General features: G+C 32.7%; 15 protein-coding genes. 8 read left to right on the forward strand and 7 right to left on the reverse strand.

The window, feature by feature from the left end; all coding sequences use genetic code 11:
* Positions 1 to 216 precede the first annotated feature (216 nt).
* Positions 217 to 507 carry an HU family DNA-binding protein gene (locus NLG42_RS07380; protein ID WP_007805026.1) on the reverse strand — a complete coding sequence of 97 codons (291 nt, stop codon included), beginning with the start codon at positions 505 to 507 and terminating at the stop codon, positions 217 to 219.
* Between the two features lie 139 nt (positions 508 to 646).
* On the opposite strand from NLG42_RS07380, the gene mutY reads away from it, so the two are divergent.
* From mutY to gldD, 4 genes are read left to right on the forward strand one after another with little or no spacing between them, the layout of a single operon-like run.
* Entirely contained in the window at positions 647 to 1,693 is a 1,047-nt protein-coding gene (gene mutY, locus NLG42_RS07385; RefSeq protein WP_257683377.1) for an A/G-specific adenine glycosylase, read from the forward strand.
* A gap of 36 nt (positions 1,694 to 1,729) precedes the next feature.
* Positions 1,730 to 2,170 carry a single-stranded DNA-binding protein gene (locus NLG42_RS07390; RefSeq protein ID WP_089052617.1) on the forward strand — a complete coding sequence of 147 codons (441 nt, stop codon included), beginning with the start codon at positions 1,730 to 1,732 and terminating at the stop codon, positions 2,168 to 2,170.
* 23 nt (positions 2,171 to 2,193) lie between these two features.
* Positions 2,194 to 3,489, forward strand: a complete 1,296-nt coding sequence (locus NLG42_RS07395; protein ID WP_089057502.1) for a gliding motility-associated protein GldE — start codon at positions 2,194 to 2,196, stop codon at positions 3,487 to 3,489.
* On the forward strand, positions 3,489 to 4,049 hold the full coding sequence (gldD, locus tag NLG42_RS07400; protein WP_089057503.1) for a gliding motility lipoprotein GldD: 561 nt from the start codon (positions 3,489 to 3,491) through the stop codon (positions 4,047 to 4,049). Before NLG42_RS07395 ends, gldD begins: the two co-directional genes overlap by 1 nt.
* A gap of 67 nt (positions 4,050 to 4,116) precedes the next feature.
* Here gldD and NLG42_RS07405 read toward each other — a convergent pair whose 3' ends face one another.
* Complete coding sequence (locus tag NLG42_RS07405; RefSeq protein ID WP_257683378.1) at positions 4,117 to 4,500, reverse strand: heavy-metal-associated domain-containing protein; 384 nt, start codon at positions 4,498 to 4,500, stop codon at positions 4,117 to 4,119.
* Between the two features lie 101 nt (positions 4,501 to 4,601).
* Between NLG42_RS07405 and NLG42_RS07410 the strand changes: the two genes are divergently transcribed.
* Positions 4,602 to 5,468 (forward strand): DMT family transporter, encoded by an 867-nt coding sequence (locus tag NLG42_RS07410; protein ID WP_257683379.1) that lies wholly within the window; start codon positions 4,602 to 4,604, stop codon positions 5,466 to 5,468.
* Between the two features lie 191 nt (positions 5,469 to 5,659).
* On the opposite strand, the gene NLG42_RS07415 is transcribed toward NLG42_RS07410, so the two are convergent.
* Positions 5,660 to 7,708, reverse strand: a complete 2,049-nt coding sequence (locus NLG42_RS07415; protein ID WP_257683380.1) for a M16 family metallopeptidase — start codon at positions 7,706 to 7,708, stop codon at positions 5,660 to 5,662.
* A 12-nt stretch (positions 7,709 to 7,720) separates the two neighbouring features.
* Positions 7,721 to 9,043, reverse strand: a complete 1,323-nt coding sequence (locus tag NLG42_RS07420; protein WP_089057507.1) for a M16 family metallopeptidase — start codon at positions 9,041 to 9,043, stop codon at positions 7,721 to 7,723.
* Positions 9,044 to 9,315: 272 nt separating this feature from the next.
* Between NLG42_RS07420 and rplU the strand changes: the two genes are divergently transcribed.
* Together rplU and rpmA are read left to right on the forward strand one after the other, a co-directional pair.
* Positions 9,316 to 9,753 carry a 50S ribosomal protein L21 gene (gene rplU, locus NLG42_RS07425; protein ID WP_068844917.1) on the forward strand — a complete coding sequence of 146 codons (438 nt, stop codon included), beginning with the start codon at positions 9,316 to 9,318 and terminating at the stop codon, positions 9,751 to 9,753.
* 24 nt (positions 9,754 to 9,777) lie between these two features.
* Positions 9,778 to 10,038 carry a 50S ribosomal protein L27 gene (rpmA, locus tag NLG42_RS07430; protein WP_017497241.1) on the forward strand — a complete coding sequence of 87 codons (261 nt, stop codon included), beginning with the start codon at positions 9,778 to 9,780 and terminating at the stop codon, positions 10,036 to 10,038.
* A 342-nt stretch (positions 10,039 to 10,380) separates the two neighbouring features.
* Here the strand turns inward: rpmA and NLG42_RS07435 are convergent, their stop codons facing one another.
* The 3 genes from NLG42_RS07435 to NLG42_RS07445 are packed head-to-tail and all read right to left on the reverse strand — an operon-like array spanning position 10,381 to position 14,301.
* On the reverse strand, positions 10,381 to 10,851 hold the full coding sequence (locus NLG42_RS07435; protein WP_257683381.1) for a hypothetical protein: 471 nt from the start codon (positions 10,849 to 10,851) through the stop codon (positions 10,381 to 10,383).
* Between the two features lie 56 nt (positions 10,852 to 10,907).
* A complete protein-coding gene (locus NLG42_RS07440; RefSeq protein WP_257683382.1) occupies positions 10,908 to 13,670 on the reverse strand; it encodes an AsmA-like C-terminal region-containing protein in 2,763 nt (920 codons plus the stop codon).
* A gap of 49 nt (positions 13,671 to 13,719) precedes the next feature.
* Positions 13,720 to 14,301, reverse strand: a complete 582-nt coding sequence (locus NLG42_RS07445) for a MiaE family protein (protein ID WP_089057510.1) — start codon at positions 14,299 to 14,301, stop codon at positions 13,720 to 13,722.
* Positions 14,302 to 14,415: 114 nt separating this feature from the next.
* Between NLG42_RS07445 and NLG42_RS07450 the strand changes: the two genes are divergently transcribed.
* Positions 14,416 to 15,660, forward strand: a complete 1,245-nt coding sequence (locus NLG42_RS07450) for a glycosyltransferase (protein ID WP_257683976.1) — start codon at positions 14,416 to 14,418, stop codon at positions 15,658 to 15,660.
* Positions 15,661 to 15,682 lie beyond the last annotated feature (22 nt).

A 15,682-nucleotide genomic window follows, 5' to 3' on the forward strand; every position in this document is an offset into this window, starting at 1 on the left:
TTGCGAGTAATCAGTAAACTGAATACTAAAATCTGATAACTGAACACTAATTCTCAATTTCAATGAACGTTTAAAAAGAAAAAAGTAGTTTAAAACTACTTTTTCTTCTTGTGACGGTTAGCTCTCGCTCTTTTTTTACGTTTGTGAGTAGCTACCTTATGTCTCTTTCTTTTTTTACCACTTGGCATATCGTGTCAGATTTTATGTTAATTAATATTATTTTGCTTCGTTGTTCGTTTTTACTCCTTCTACAAAAACTTTTGCAGGTTTAAACGCAGGGATGTTGTGTGCAGGAATTTTAATTGTAGTGTTTTTAGAGATATTTCTACCAGTCTTTTCAGCTCTGGTTTTTACAATAAAACTACCAAAACCTCTTAGGTAAACATTGTCTCCAGTTTCTAATGAAGTCTTAACTTCTTCCATGAACGTTTCTACTGTTGCTTGAACATCTCCTTTTTCAAGACCTAGTTTTTCTGAAATTTTCGCTACGATATCTGCTTTCGTCATTTTCTTTCCTATTTTATTTTATAATGGTGTACTATTTTTTTGAGGTTGCAAATATAAGAATTAAAAAAATAATTAATCAAGCTAATTCGTTAAATTTTAATTACATAAACATTTACTTTTGCTTTTTAAGGATTTCAATATGGATTTTCATAACACACTGATAAAATGGTATTTACAAAACAAGCGTGATCTTCCATGGCGAAATACGACCGATCCGTATCAAATTTGGCTCTCAGAAATTATGCTGCAGCAAACAAGAGTTGCGCAAGGAATGCCTTACTTTTTTGCTTTTACTAAGGAATTTCCTACTGTTTTTGATCTTGCAAATGCCTCTGAAGAGCAGGTTTTAAAACTTTGGCAAGGACTTGGGTATTATTCGCGTGCTAGAAATTTGCATAAAACAGCAAAATACGTGGCTTTTGAGTTAGGTGGAAGTTTTCCTGCAGCTTATAAAGAACTTCTGGGTTTGAAAGGCGTAGGTGAATATACCGCAGCAGCTATAGCTTCTTTCTCCTATAATGAAGTAGTTCCAGTTGTTGACGGAAATGTGTTTAGAGTGCTTTCCCGTTATTTTGACATTGAATCTGATATTGCGATTCCTGCCACCAAAAAGGAGTTTACGGAACTTGCTTACGAATTAATGCCAAAAGATAACCCTGCAATTTTTAATCAGGCGATAATGGAGTTTGGTGCTTTGCAATGTGTACCTAAAAGTCCGAATTGTAGTATTTGTGATTTTAATGATAGTTGTGCAGCGCTTCAAAAAAAGAAGGTTATGGATTTGCCTGTGAAATCAAAAAAAGTAAAAGTAACCAATCGTTTCTTTAATTATTTAATTTTAGAAGATGCTTTAGGGAATACTCTAATACAAAAAAGAACAGCAAAAGGAATCTGGCATAATTTGTATGAGTTTCCTCTTCTTGAAACTACAGAAATTGAGGGATTTGATTTTGTTTCAAAAACAGTAAAAAGCGATCTTTTTTCTTCCTATACTATTATAGGTATAGAAGAATGTCAAGATGCGGCTTTGGTACACAAGCTTTCGCATCAGCATTTACATATTCAATTTTGGAAAATAGAGATTGAGGAAGTGATTGAAAAAGGTGTTAATAGAACAGATTTAAAAACTTTTCCCTTTCCTATTGTGATTTATAATTTTATAGAAAAGCAGGAATTAATTTGCTAAATAAAATGTATCTTTGGTAGAAATACCGCTATTATTATGAATGGAACATTAAACAAAGTCATGCTTATTGGTCACTTAGGCGATGATGTAAAAATGCATTATTTTGATGGAGGAAACTGTATTGGACGTTTTCAACTTGCGACAAACGAAGTTTATATTAATAAAACAACCAATGAAAAAATAACTTCAACAGAATGGCATAATCTAGTTGTGCGAAATAAAGCAGCTGAGATTTGTGAAAAATATCTTTCAAAGGGAGATAAGATATATGTTGAAGGACGCATAAAGTCCAGACAGTGGCAAGCTGAGGATGGTACTACAAAATATACAACAGAAATTCAAGTGACTGAATTTACTTTTCTTACTACGAAAAAAGAAACTGCAAATCATAAACCAAATCAAGATTCAGAATCCGCAAAAAACACTAACTTTGATGCTTCAAACGAAGGCTTACCTATAAATGATCTGCCCTTCTGATTGTTTAACTAATCTATTTTAATTTGGACCCAGAGCCCAGTTTACTTTTTACTTCAACTTTAGACATCAATTTAATTATTGGTTTTGTCGGAATATTTATTTTACTTTTTTTATCGGCCATTGTTTCAGGAGCCGAAGTTGCTCTCTTCTCTTTGTCACAGAAAGATATCGATCAAACGCTGCAAGAAAATTTCTCAAAGGGAAAAATTATTTCAGATCTTTTAGATAAACCAAAAAAACTGTTAGCAACATTATTAGTAGCCAATAACTTTTTAAATATTGGAGTTGTTATATTGTTTTCCTTCGTTGGTCGAAATTTATTTAATGGAGTTAGTTCTCCGGTTTTTAAATTTATTTTAGAAGTAATTTTAGTTACTTTTTTAATCTTGTTGTTTGCAGAGGTTTTGCCTAAAGTTTATGCAAGCAGAAACAATATAAAGTTTGTTAATCGTTTTGTTTATCCCATTTCAGTTTTAGACAAACTGCTTACGCCAATAAGTCTTCCTATGCGAAGTCTTACTTTGTATTTGCATAATAAATTAGGGAAACAAAAAAATAACTTTTCGATTAATCAACTTTCTCAAGCTTTAGAATTAACGGATTCTGAAGGAACTTCAACAGAAGAACAGAAAATTTTGGAAGGAATTGTTTCTTTTGGAAATACAGATACGAAGCAGGTTATGAGTCCGAGGATTGATATTTTTGCTTTAGAAATCTCAGAATCATTTGAAGCTATTTGCCCGAAGATTATCGAGAAAGGATTTTCTAGAATACCTGTGTATCGTGACAATATAGATCAAATAGAAGGCGTTTTGTTTGTTAAAGACTTATTGCCGCATATTGATAAAGACGATTTTGATTGGACATCACTTATAAGAGAAGCTTTTTTTGTTCCTGAGAATAAGAAACTCGATAATTTGTTGAAAGACTTTCAGGGTTTAAAAAGTCATTTAGCTATTGTTGTTGATGAATATGGCGGAACTTCGGGATTGGTTTCTTTAGAAGATATTATAGAAGAAATTGTAGGAGATATTAGTGATGAATTTGATGATGAAAATCTGAATTATTCTCAAATAGATGAAAAGAATTTTCTTTTTGAAGGAAAAATAAATCTAAAGGATTTCTATCGAATTGTTGATGTTGACGAAGATGTTTTTGAATCTCGCAAAGGTGAGGCGGAAACATTGGCGGGATTTATTTTAGAAATTTTAGGGAACTTTCCGAAGAAAGATCAAAAAGTGATTTTTGAAAACTGTGTTTTTACAATTGAAACAGTTGATAAAAAACGTGTTAAACAAATAAAAGTAACAATAGAATAATGTTTAAAAAAATAATTTTGGTAACTGCAATTTTGCTGACATTAACAGTTGTAAGCTGTAAAGACGATGTTTTGCCTAAGCCTGCAAGTTTCCTTAGATTAGATTATCCAGAGGCAAAATATGTCAATTTTGAAAATAACTGCCCTTTTGCTTTTCAAATGAATGAAGACGCTGTAATTAAAGGCGAGAAAGACTGCGGATTTGCAATTACGTATCCAAAGATGAAAGCGACAATTTATTTGACTTACAAGCCTGTAAATGGCAATATTGATAAGCTTTTGAGAGATGCTCAGAAACTTACTTACGAACATGTTATAAAAGCTGATGATATTCTAGAACAGCCTTATTTAAATCCGGAGAAAAAAGTATACGGAATGTTTTATCAGGTTGACGGAAATGCTGCTACAAACTCACAATTTTATGTTACAGACAGTACAAAGCATTTTGTAATTGGTTCTGTTTATTTTTATGCAAAACCAAACTTTGATTCGATTATGCCGGCTGCGAGTTATATTAAAAATGATATGCAGCGATTGATGGAAACTCTAAAGTGGAAATAAAAAAACAAAATAAAAAAACGGCGTCTGTTACAACAGGCGCCGTTTTTTTATCTGCGAAGTTTTAAACTTAAGATTTGAAATTTAAAACTTTGTATGTTTTTCCATCACCAGTTTCTTGAACAACTTTCGTTAAGTTTTCTTGATTTTGAACTGTTTTATCAAAAGTAACAGTTGCTGTTTTTTTGTCAAAATCAACAGCAGCCTTTTCTACTCCTTCTAAATTAGATAATTCTTTCTCGATTGTTTTTGCACATCCCATAGCGCAAGTCATTCCTTCGATTTCAAAACTTGCAGTTTGTACATTTTCAGCCGCAATTGCTTTGTGTTCTTTTGGAGCCTCTTTTTCGGCTTGAGCCTTAATTAAGCTTAAGCTTTTGTCTTCTTCTTTTTTGCAGCTTACAAATGTTAAACTTGCAATTGCTATAACAGCTATAGTTTTTGTGAATTTCATTATGTATGATTTTAAGATGTTTGATATGTTTGTTGCAAAATTAATAAAAACCAAGAGGTTAGTTCGTAAAATAATTACAAATTTGCAGTAAAATACTATTTATGGATGCAAAACAGTTGAAGTGGGCTTATTTATTAGTGCTTTCGTTAATCTGGGGAAGTTCTTTTATCTTAATTAAAAGAGGTTTAGTTGGTTTGACGGCAGTTCAGGTTGGTTCATTCCGAATAATTTTTGCAGCCTTATTTTTATTGATTATCGGGTTTAAGAGCTTGAAGAAAATTTCACGCCGCCAGTGGAAATTTGTTGCAATAACATCTTTTTTTGGAACTTTTACTCCAGCATATCTTTTTGCAATTGCCGAAACCGAAGTTGATAGTTCAATAGTTGCTATTTTAAATTCCCTGACACCTTTAAATACATTGGTTTTAGGAATTATTATTTTCGGAATCCAATTCCAGAAACGTCAGGTTCTAGGTGTTTTTATTGGATTAATTGGTTGTTTGTTGCTGGTTTTAAGTGGAGCTTCGTCGCATCCTGGGCAAAATTACTATTATGTTATTTTAGTTGTGATTGCAACTATTTGTTATGCGATAAATGTCAATTTAATCAAAAAATATCTGTCAGATCTAAATTCGGTGAGTATCACAACTGGAAATTTTACGGTCTTGCTTTTGCCTGCATTAATTATCTTAAGTACGACAGATATTTCTGAAAGGATAAATATTGACATCACGCAGCATTCAATATTATTTGTGATGATTTTAGGGGTTTTAGGAACGGGAATAGCAAATGTTTTGTTTTTTAAATTAATTCAAATGTCATCACCAGTATTTGCAACATCAGTAACGTATCTAATTCCAATCGTTGCCTTTTTCTGGGGGCTATTAGATAATGAAATGCTGACTCCAATTCAATTTTTTGGAGCGTTTATTATTTTGATTGGTGTTTATTTATCTGCCAAGAAGTAAGTTTTTAGTTCTAAAATGTGAGATAATATATATTGTCAGGCTGAGCGAAGTCGAAGCCCTTTGCGCCCTTCGACTTCGCTCACGGTGACAAAACGAGCAATAAAAAAAAGCCTTGTCAAAGTTTAAACTTTGACAAGGCTTTTAAAAATCTTAGCCCCGATAGCTATCGGGATAGTTCCTCAGAATCTTTTTTACAAGAAATCTGCATCCGAAACACCTTCATTGATCTTGATGTCCGACATTTTGATGTCTAATTCAAAACCTACATTTTGAATTAAGTTAAAAGGAACTTTTACACCTTTTACCTCTTTGTAGTCGTTAAAGTTTGTTATTTGTGTATTCGATTTTCCGTCTTGTTCACGAGTTTTAGCTTCTGCAGTTTTTAATCCTGATTTCACATCATAGAAATAAGTCGTTTTACCATCTTTGATTGCATAAGCATCACTTCCGTTAATTGGCTCAATGCCTTCAACTTTTAAATCTGCTCTTTTAATCAGTTGTAATTCTTCAAAAGGAGCTGCATTGGCTTTCATTTCAGCAAGATCATTTCCTTCAAGGTTTTTACGTTTTCCTTGTTGTTCGATATATGCGCCTTTATCGTTTACAACTTGTTTCATTAAATTCATTGGTCCCATTGCAAGAGATACCATCATTTTTCCTTTCGAATCTAATTTTGATGTAAAAGTAAGTGGTGAAGGAGCTTGCGGAATTGTTGTAGTTCCGTTCATGTAAAGAGTTTTTACAGCTGTTACTGCTTTTTCTCCGCCAATTGCTTTAATGTAATTTTCGAAAACAGTTTTAGCGGTGATTCCAGTTGGAACCTCTTTTTTTGTTGCTGGTTTCTCAACCGGATTTCCATATTTGTCAAAATAATAAATAGGAATTTGAAGTTTTTCCAAGCCTGTAATAACATCAGATCCTTTTCCTGCAATTACAATTCTCATGTTGTCCAGTAAAAAATATTTATTCGCTACACGGTAAATATCATCTGCGGTAACATTGTTAATGGTTTGAATGTATTTTTCGTAGAAATCAGCAGGAAGCTTTTCTGTTTCAATGTTTAGAGCATATCGCGCTACAGCTTGTGGTTTTTCAACTTGCATTACAAAACGACCAATATATCCAGCTTTTACATTTTTAAGAACATCTTCAGAAACTTTTTCAGTTCTGATTCTTTTTATTTCTTTTATAAATTGCACAACTGCGCTGTCTGTAACGGTGTTTCTAACTGCAGATGAAGCTTTGAATTTAGTTACATATTTTCCGCTTCCAATACTTGAACTCGCGCCGTACGTCCAAGCGTGCTGCTCACGTAAATTCATGTTTAAGTAACTGTTGAAATCACCTCCCAGAATTTGATTTGCAATTACAGCAGGGAAAAAATCAGGGTCGCTCATTCTTAAATTTACAGTATTTACTAATGAAATTTCAGATTGAACGGCATTTGGCACATCGACAAAATCAATTTGAAGTTTAGAAACATTCTCTGGATTTGGATATGTGTTTTTTGGAGCAGATTGTTTTTTCCAGCCGTTAAAAAGTTTTTCGACTGCCGCTTTTGCTTCTTTAAATTTTATGTCTCCAATAATTACCAAATAAGCATTTTCAGGAACAAAATAAGTAGCGTAATTAGCTTGGACATCTGCAAGAGTTACATTTTTTACTGTTTGTTCAGATAAATATTCTCCAGAAGGATGATTTTTTCCGAAAGCCAAAACATCAACTACACGACTGGCAATTGCTGGAACGCTTTTTTCATCGGCTTTAAGGCCTTCAAGTAATTTTGCCTTTTCTTTATCAAATTCGCTCTGAGTGAAATTTGGCTGTAAAGCTCCTTCTGCTAAAAGTTCAAGAACGCGTCCTGAATATTTAGAAAGCGAACTTGCGTAAGCTCCTGATGACGAGAAATTAATGCTTGCGCCATAAAAATCTATTTCTTCATTAAAAGCTTCTTTAGCTGTTTTCTTGGTTCCGTTACCAATTAAACTGCTTGTTAATTCGTCAACGCCTTTTTTGTTTCCTTCGGTAAAAGGTGCGTTGTCCAGCGTAAGATTAAAACTTACTCTAGGAAGTTTATGATTTTCAACTACCAAAACTTTCATTCCGTTTGCCAAAACAAAAGTTTGTGGTTTTTTGATGTTGACTACAGGCGGATTTCCTGGTTTTGGTTGTGGACGATCTTGTGCTTGCATAATTCCAGTCAGGAATAAAAGGATTAAAACTGTATGTATTTTTTTCATGATTCGAGACTCTTAATTTTGAACTTTAGTTGAAGGGATGTAATCTAAAATTAAACGCTGATTTGGGTTTAAATACTTTTTGGCAACTTCTCTAATTTCTTCTCTTGTAATAGAATGGTAAAGATCGATTTCAGTATTAATCAGGTTCACATCACCATAAAGTAAGTAATATGAAGCTAGGTTTTCAGCGATTCCTTCAACAGTTGCATTTGCATTAACAAAATTATTGTCGAATTTGTTTTGCAGTTTCTCATAGTCTTTTTCAGAAATCAGATCAGTTTGGATTTTTACAATTTCCTCATCCATTTCTTTTAAAACATCTGCAGTCGTATGCGGTGCCATTGGTAAACCGTACAAAATGTATGTTCCGTAATCTTCCTGGCTGAAGCCGACTGCGCCAATTTGAAGCGCCATTTTTTTGTCGTCAACTATTTTTTTGTACAGCTTAGAGCTTTTTCCGTCACTTAAATAGGAAGAAATTAAATCTAAAACTCTAGCGTCTCTCGTTTTCATAGAGGGCGTTCTGTATGAAGCCACAATCATTGGAATTTGAATGTTTGGATCTTCGTAAGTCGCTTTTATCGTTTTGGTAATTGGTTCTTCGATAAAAGTTTGTTTTTTTACTTCTTCACCTCTTGGAATTGGAGCGAAATATTTCTGAATCCATTCCTTGGTTTTGGCTTTGTCAAAATCTCCCGCTACTACTAAAACAGCATTATTTGGAGTATAGAACTTTTTGTTAAATGCTTGGAATTCTTCAAGAGTCGCAGCATCTAAATCTTTCATAGAGCCAATTGTAGTCCAGCGATATGGATGATTTTTGAACATGTTTTTTTTAACCTCAGGTAAGATGTTTCCATACGGCTGGTTGTCATAACGCATTCTTTTTTCTTCCTTAACAACTTCGTTCTGAGTTTCAACGCCAATTTTATTAATGATTGGGTGCATTAAACGTTCTGACTCCATCCATAGACCCAGTTCTAAACTGTTTGATGGAAAAACTTCGTAATAATAAGTTCGATCATCCGAAGTATTGGCATTGTTGACACCGCCATTTGCAGTAACGATTTTCATCCATTCGCCGCGTTTGATATTTTGAGTTCCTTCAAATAATAAATGTTCAAAGAAATGTGCAAAACCGGTACGATCCGGGCGTTCGTCTTTTGAACCCACATGGTACATTACAGATGTGATAACAACAGGAGCAGAGGAGTCATTGTGCAAAATTACATGCATGCCGTTGTCTAAATTGTATTCTTCAAAAACTACTTTTTGAGCATGAGCAACTCCGCCAAGCATTAGTGCAGCACTTAACATCATTATTGAATTTTTCATAGAGATTAATAATTTTTATTTACCTAAATAATAGGTAGTCTTGAATTGATTATAGTTACATCAAAAATAGTTTTTTTTGTGTAGTTTTTTGAAATTTTACACGATACATGATTAATTTAACAGTATTTTACATCTGTTTGAAATTTTGATTAGCTGTTGAAGTGCTTGAAAAAGAGACTTTAGGGTAAAATAAATATTTTTAGAATTAGGAATTGCACAGTAAATTAATAGTTGTATATTTGCAACCTTAAAAATCAATAAATCAATTTGGTATGTATGCAATCGTAGAGATAGCAGGGCAACAATTTAAAGTAAGCAAAGACTTAAAGGTTTATGTTCACCGTTTAGCTAATGAAGAAGGTTCAAAAGTTTCTTTTGACAAAGTTCTTTTATTAGATGATAATGGAAATGTAACTTTAGGCGCCCCAGCTATAGAAGGTGCTTCTGTAGAAGCTAAAGTGTTACAACACTTAAAAGGAGATAAAGTTATCGTTTTCAAAAAGAAAAGAAGAAAAGGATACAAAAAGAGAAATGGTCACAGACAATATCTTACTCAAATTGTAATTGAAGGTATTACTGCAGCAGGAGGAACTAAAAAAGCAGCGGCTAAAAAAGCAGTTGTAGCAGAAGATGCAGCTACTGAAGAAGTAGAAGCTCCTAAAGCTAAAAAAGCAGCTCCAAAAGCAAAAAAAGAAGCTACTAAAGAATAATAACAATATTTAAACTCATACGTCATGGCTCACAAGAAAGGTGTCGGTAGTTCGAAGAATGGTAGAGAATCAGAATCAAAACGTTTAGGCGTTAAGATTTTTGGTGGTCAAGCTGCTATTGCTGGGAACATCATCGTTAGACAAAGAGGTTCAAAACACAATCCAGGTGAAAATGTTTACATCAGTAAAGATCACACACTACACGCAAGAGTAGCTGGAGTTGTTAAGTTCCAAAAGAAAAAAGATAATAAATCTTATGTATCTATCCTTCCATTCGAAGCATAATCATTAGATTACTATTTATAAAAAACCCGTTCTGAAAAGATCGGGTTTTTTGTTTTATATGGTTTTGTCGTATAAGTTATGTAAGAGGATTTACGCTTACTTTGTTTTGTAGTTTTGTTTTATTTGGTTCGTTTTTTTGTCATTTCGACCAGAGGGAGAAATCACACAGGTAGATCGACAAAGTTTTGGGGTTTTGCTTGAGGAGTTTCTGGTGAGATTTCTCCCTTTGGTCGAAATGACAAAATTTGGATAGGGTTTCAGATAAAGAAAAAAACCTTTGTCAAAGTTTTAAACTTTGACAAAGGTTTATATTGTGTAAAAGAAGATCGATTGTTAAAACTATTAATTTGTTCCTTTTTTGTTTGTTTTAATGTGTTTGTTGATGAATTTTTCTAATTCTTTTCCATTAAAAGTATTGTCTTCAAATTCGAAATAGATTTCATCTTCATAATTTTGTTTTAAAGTGATTAATCTAGTATTGCTATTTTTTTCTTCAAGATTAATATCGAGCCATTTCTTTGGTCGAATGTTTTCAATATACTGTGCGTTTGCTGAATTAATAATTCTACAAAATTCTGAGATTTCATTTTTGCTTAATGAAAAGGAATGTTCTTTATAGAAATCGTATTCCTTTTTGTTCCATATCCAGCTGCCATCTCCATTGTGAATTTTGGTTATGTTGTTGGAGTTAATATTAGCTTTTTTGGAAATGTCAAAAGAAGCTTGTTTGTAATAAAACATATTGAAAACTGCCCATGCGAATCCTATGTTGGCAAATACTATTAAAAGTATGGATAGTTTTTTCTTGTTCATTTTTTATTTCTGAATGATATTAGGAGTGCAAAATGAATACAGTAAACTTAAAACATTTAATCTTCCGTATCTTTAGTTTCTTCTAAATCTTGAGATTTTCTTCCAACTTTTATTTTTGGATTGTCTTGAGTTCCGGTAACTGTAAGTGGAATTCCGAATATTCCAAATGGAGGTAAGCCTAAGCGCATTTTTAAATTTAGTTTTCCGTCTAAACTTGTTGTGCCTTCAATTCTTGGTCTGAAGCCGGCAAATTTAAATTTAAAACGTTCAACAGTCATAATGTTGTTTTTAATCGTGGTCTTAATATCGACTTTAGAAAGATCAGGATTTTTAATAGCTTCTGTACTTGTTTCCTTGCTTACTGCGGTAAACATTTTTAAACCTCTTACTTTAACATCTTTAACAGAAAGAATTCCGCCTCCAGAAAGTGATGGGTAAACGGGTTCCATTTTGCTGTTTAAACGTCCCTTTAATTGATAATCTAAAGATACAATACCTTGAGCTTTCTCCGCTGCACTTGCCATTTTTCTAAAAACCTCAATTTCGTTATAGGCTCTCTTAATGTCAAAGTCTGATGCTTTTATAGCGTAATCAAAATTGGCTTTTTGCGGCGTTATGGCTTGATAATTTGCATTCATAGTAACATTGCAGCCAATTAGGTTAAAACCAGTATTCTGCATTGTTAATTTTCCTTTGTTCATGCTTAAATTACCAATTGCATTCTGAAGATTAAGTTTGTCGAAACTTACTTTCTGAGCAACGGCATTAAATTGCAAATTCAAGTTAGTTGGAATTATAATAACTCCTGTTTGTGTGTTCTCGGTTTGTTTTGTCTCTGCTTTTGGAGATGGATTTTGTGTTACAGAAGTTTCTGCATTTGTATTCGACATAAATTCATCAACATTAATGTATCGAGAAGTAGCTTTGAATTTACCTTTTAAAACACCTGTATTGGTTGTTACATAGTTAAAAACATTTTGTAAATATCCATTCATTTTAAAATCAGATTGGCCATAAGCTGCCAAAAAGTTGTTGAAAGACATTTTGTCCTGATTGATTTTGAAAATTCCTTCTTTTATAATGAATTTTTTAGGCAGGTATTCAGATGTAATTCCGATGTTTCTAAGTTCCAGCGTTCCTTTGTTGTATAGTTTGCTGTAATTTCCTTTTTCGGCATCGCTTTGTTTTCCTTTCAACACCACATCAGCTTTTACGAAACCGTCAAGGTCAAGACCTTTTTGCGAGAAAACCTTATATATTTTGTTCACATCAAGTTCGCCCTTTGCTTTTATGTCGTAAGCTAAATCATCAAAATTGCTTAAATCTGCTTCAACAAAAACGGGTTTTCCTTCAAAGGTAAATTGAGCCGGCTTTAGTTTGATGTTTAAGTCGCCAAAAGTTCCCTTCGGATTATCAATTTTAGATTTTATCGTAATATCAGTAATTGGATTTGGATAATAAGGGGTTTTTAAATATCCGTTTTCCAAATCAATAGTTCCGTTAGTAACAGGTAATAGTTTGTTCTTTAAATCAAATTTACCATTTGCTTTTACGTCGCTTGTTAAAGCTCCTTTTAATTCGATTTTAGGAATTCCAAGTGCTTTTGTTAATTTTTCAAGATCAATTTTGGATTTAAAATCGGCATTGATTTCGGGAGTTTTTATGCCTTTTACATAAAACTTAGATTTCAAATAATCTTTGTTCATGTTTAGAGATACGTTCTTAGCGTCAACAGTTAAAAGATCTGGATTTAAAGATGGAACTTTAGTTTTTACATCTAAGTTTAAATTTGAAACAGGAAATGGACTTTTGTTGTAATTCACAAATCCGCTGTCTATTTTTAGGTCAAGATTCAAGTCAGGAGCTATATTTTTTGATGCAATATAATCTCCTTTTAAAGTTAGAAGTAAATTGGTGTTTCCTTTTATTTCGGTTTTTGACAACCAAGTAATGTATTTAGGAGGAAAAGCCGTGAAAACATCGTGTAAATCGCTGTTGTCAGATTTTATTACAAAATCCATATTGTAGCCATCTTTTAAGAAATCAAATTTCCCTTTGAAATCTATTAAAAGCTGGTTTATTTTTAAGTTATTCTGTTGGAAGAAAAACGATAAAGAGTTAATGTTGACTTTTGTAATTAAATCTGCATTGACTTTTTTGTTCATTAAATAAGGTTCATTTTCATAAACGATATTCAGCTTTTCAATTTTGGCTTTTGAGTATAAATCAAAAACAGCTTTGTTTAAATCTCCTTTTCCTAAATAATTGAATCCAAAAGCATCAAAGTGAATTTTTGTTGATTTGTCATCGTAAATAATTTTACTGTTTAAGATTTCAATTCGTTCCAGTTTCAAGGCAGTTTCAGTGCTGTCTTTTTCTTCTGAAGCTTTAGCCTGTGATTTATAGATATTGTAATTTGCTTCTCCGCTTGGGTTTACTTTTACATTTATAAAGGAATCCGATAGGTAAATCTGATCAATTTTTACAGATTTACTGAAAATTAAACTAGCGACATTTATTCCGAAAGAAACTTCTTTGGCAGTAATGAATTTTTCATTTTTGTATGGTGCAGATCCATTAAGACTTAAATTGTCTAATGTTAATGTAAGAGATGGAAAATGGCGAAAAAATGAAACGGAAACGTCAGAATAGTTGAGCTCCGCGCTTAGCCTTTCGTTGGCAGTTTTTTTGATCTGATCTTTAATTTGATCTTCAAAAATAATAGGAGTTAAAAATAATAATCCTAAAATAACAACGAAAGTTATCCCTAAATACTTGGCAATTTTAAATACGATTGATCTGGATTTACTTTTTTGCATAGTAATTTGTGGTGTTTAATAAAATAATAATGTCAAAAAAAGATGTAATTTATCCGTGTACAGTTTCTTTTTTACCGTAATTGGTAATAATAGAACCTTCATATTCAATCCACTCTTTCCATCGTTTATCGATGTCAATATTGTCTTGGTATTTTCTTGCAAATCCTAAAAATGTTGTATAGTGCCCCGCTTCAGAAATCATTAAATCACGATAGAATTTGGCTAATTCTTCATCTTTAATATTTTCGGAAAGAACTTTAAAACGCTCACAGCTTCGGGCTTCAATCATGGCTGAAAATAATAAGCGGTCACACAGCGCATCACGTCTGCTGCCGTCTTTTTTCATGAATTTAAACAGCTCATTTACATAGTGGTCTTTTCGTTCGCGCCCTAAAGTAAGTCCGCGTTTTTTTATAACATCATGCACCATTTGTAAATGTTCAAGCTCTTCACGTGCAATTATAAGCATTTCGGTTACCAGTTCTTCTAATTCAGAATTATAAGTAACGATACTTATTGCATTCGAAGCGGCTTTTTGTTCGCACCAGGCGTGATCTGTCAATATTTCTTCAATGTTTGACTCCACAATATTTACCCAGCGCGGGTCTGTAGCTAATTTTAATCCCAACATAATTTCCTTGCATTTTTAGTTCTTGCAAAATTAGTGTTTTTTATGACGAAAAGTCAGGAAATATCGTTCAAATACGCTCAAAAAAGCATTATTTTGTAAGTTGAAAAAAAAATGATGAATCAGATAAAAAAACTTTTAATAATTGGATTTGTCTGGCCTGAGCCAAATTCTTCTGCAGCAGGAGGGAGGATGATGCAGTTGATTTCTGTTTTTATCGCAAACGGATATCAAATTACATTTGCCAGTCCTGCTTTAGACAGCGAATTTATGGTTGACTTGTCTGAGTTTGGTGTAGAGAAAAAAAGTATCGAGTTAAATAGTTCAACTTTTGATGATTTTATAATTGAATTAAATCCAGATGTGGTTTTGTTTGATCGTTTTATGATTGAGGAGCAGTTTGGCTGGCGTGTAACAGAAAATTGTCCTAAAGCAATTCGATTGTTAGATACAGAGGATTTACATTGTTTAAGAACGGCAAGGCAAAAGGCGTTTAAAGAAAATAGAGTTTTTCAGCTTACTGATTTGTTGTCTGAAGAAGTAGCAAAACGGGAAATCGCGAGTATTTTAAGATGTGATTTTTCTTTGATGATCTCACAGTTTGAAATGGATCTTTTAAAAGATGTTTTTAAAATCAGTTCAAGTTTATTGTTTTATCTTCCTTTTTTAGTTGATAAAATGAACGAAGAAAGGTTAGGTGAATTACCTTCTTTTGAAGATCGAAAGCATTTTGTTTTTATTGGAAATTTTCTTCATGAGCCAAATTGGAATACTGTTCAGTATTTAAAAGAATCGATTTGGCCTTTGATAAAAAAAGATTTTCCAGAAGCAGTTTTAGAAGTTTACGGTGCTTATCCGTCACAGAAAGTATTACAATTACATCAGCCTAAGAATGGATTTTTTATTATGGGAAGAGCTGTAGATGCTAATGAGGTTGTGAAAAAAGCTAGAGTGGTTTTAGCGCCAATTCGTTTTGGAGCTGGTTTAAAAGGAAAGTTGTTGGAAGCAATGCAATGCGGAACTCCGAGTGTAACCACAACTATTGGTGCAGAAGCAATGAGCGGAGATTTAAATTGGAACGGATTCATTGAAGATGATCCGCAGGAATTCGCGAAAAAAGCGATTGTACTTTATCAAGACGAAAATCTCTGGAAACAATCTCAAAAAAATGGTATTGTGATTATAAATGAATGTTATCAGAAGAATAATTATGCCGATGAATTAATGATGAAGGTAGATTCTTTATTGATGAATTCTGATGAGCATCGTCTCCATAATTTTATGGGGAATTTATTGCAGCATCATGGTTATAGAAGTACAATGTACATGTCGAAATGGATAGAGGCTAAGAATAAAAACTAAATATTCGTTTTAAAGAAAAAAA

This window comes from Flavobacterium plurextorum, assembly GCF_024638035.1.
Taxonomy (GTDB): Bacteria; Bacteroidota; Bacteroidia; order Flavobacteriales; family Flavobacteriaceae; genus Flavobacterium; species Flavobacterium plurextorum.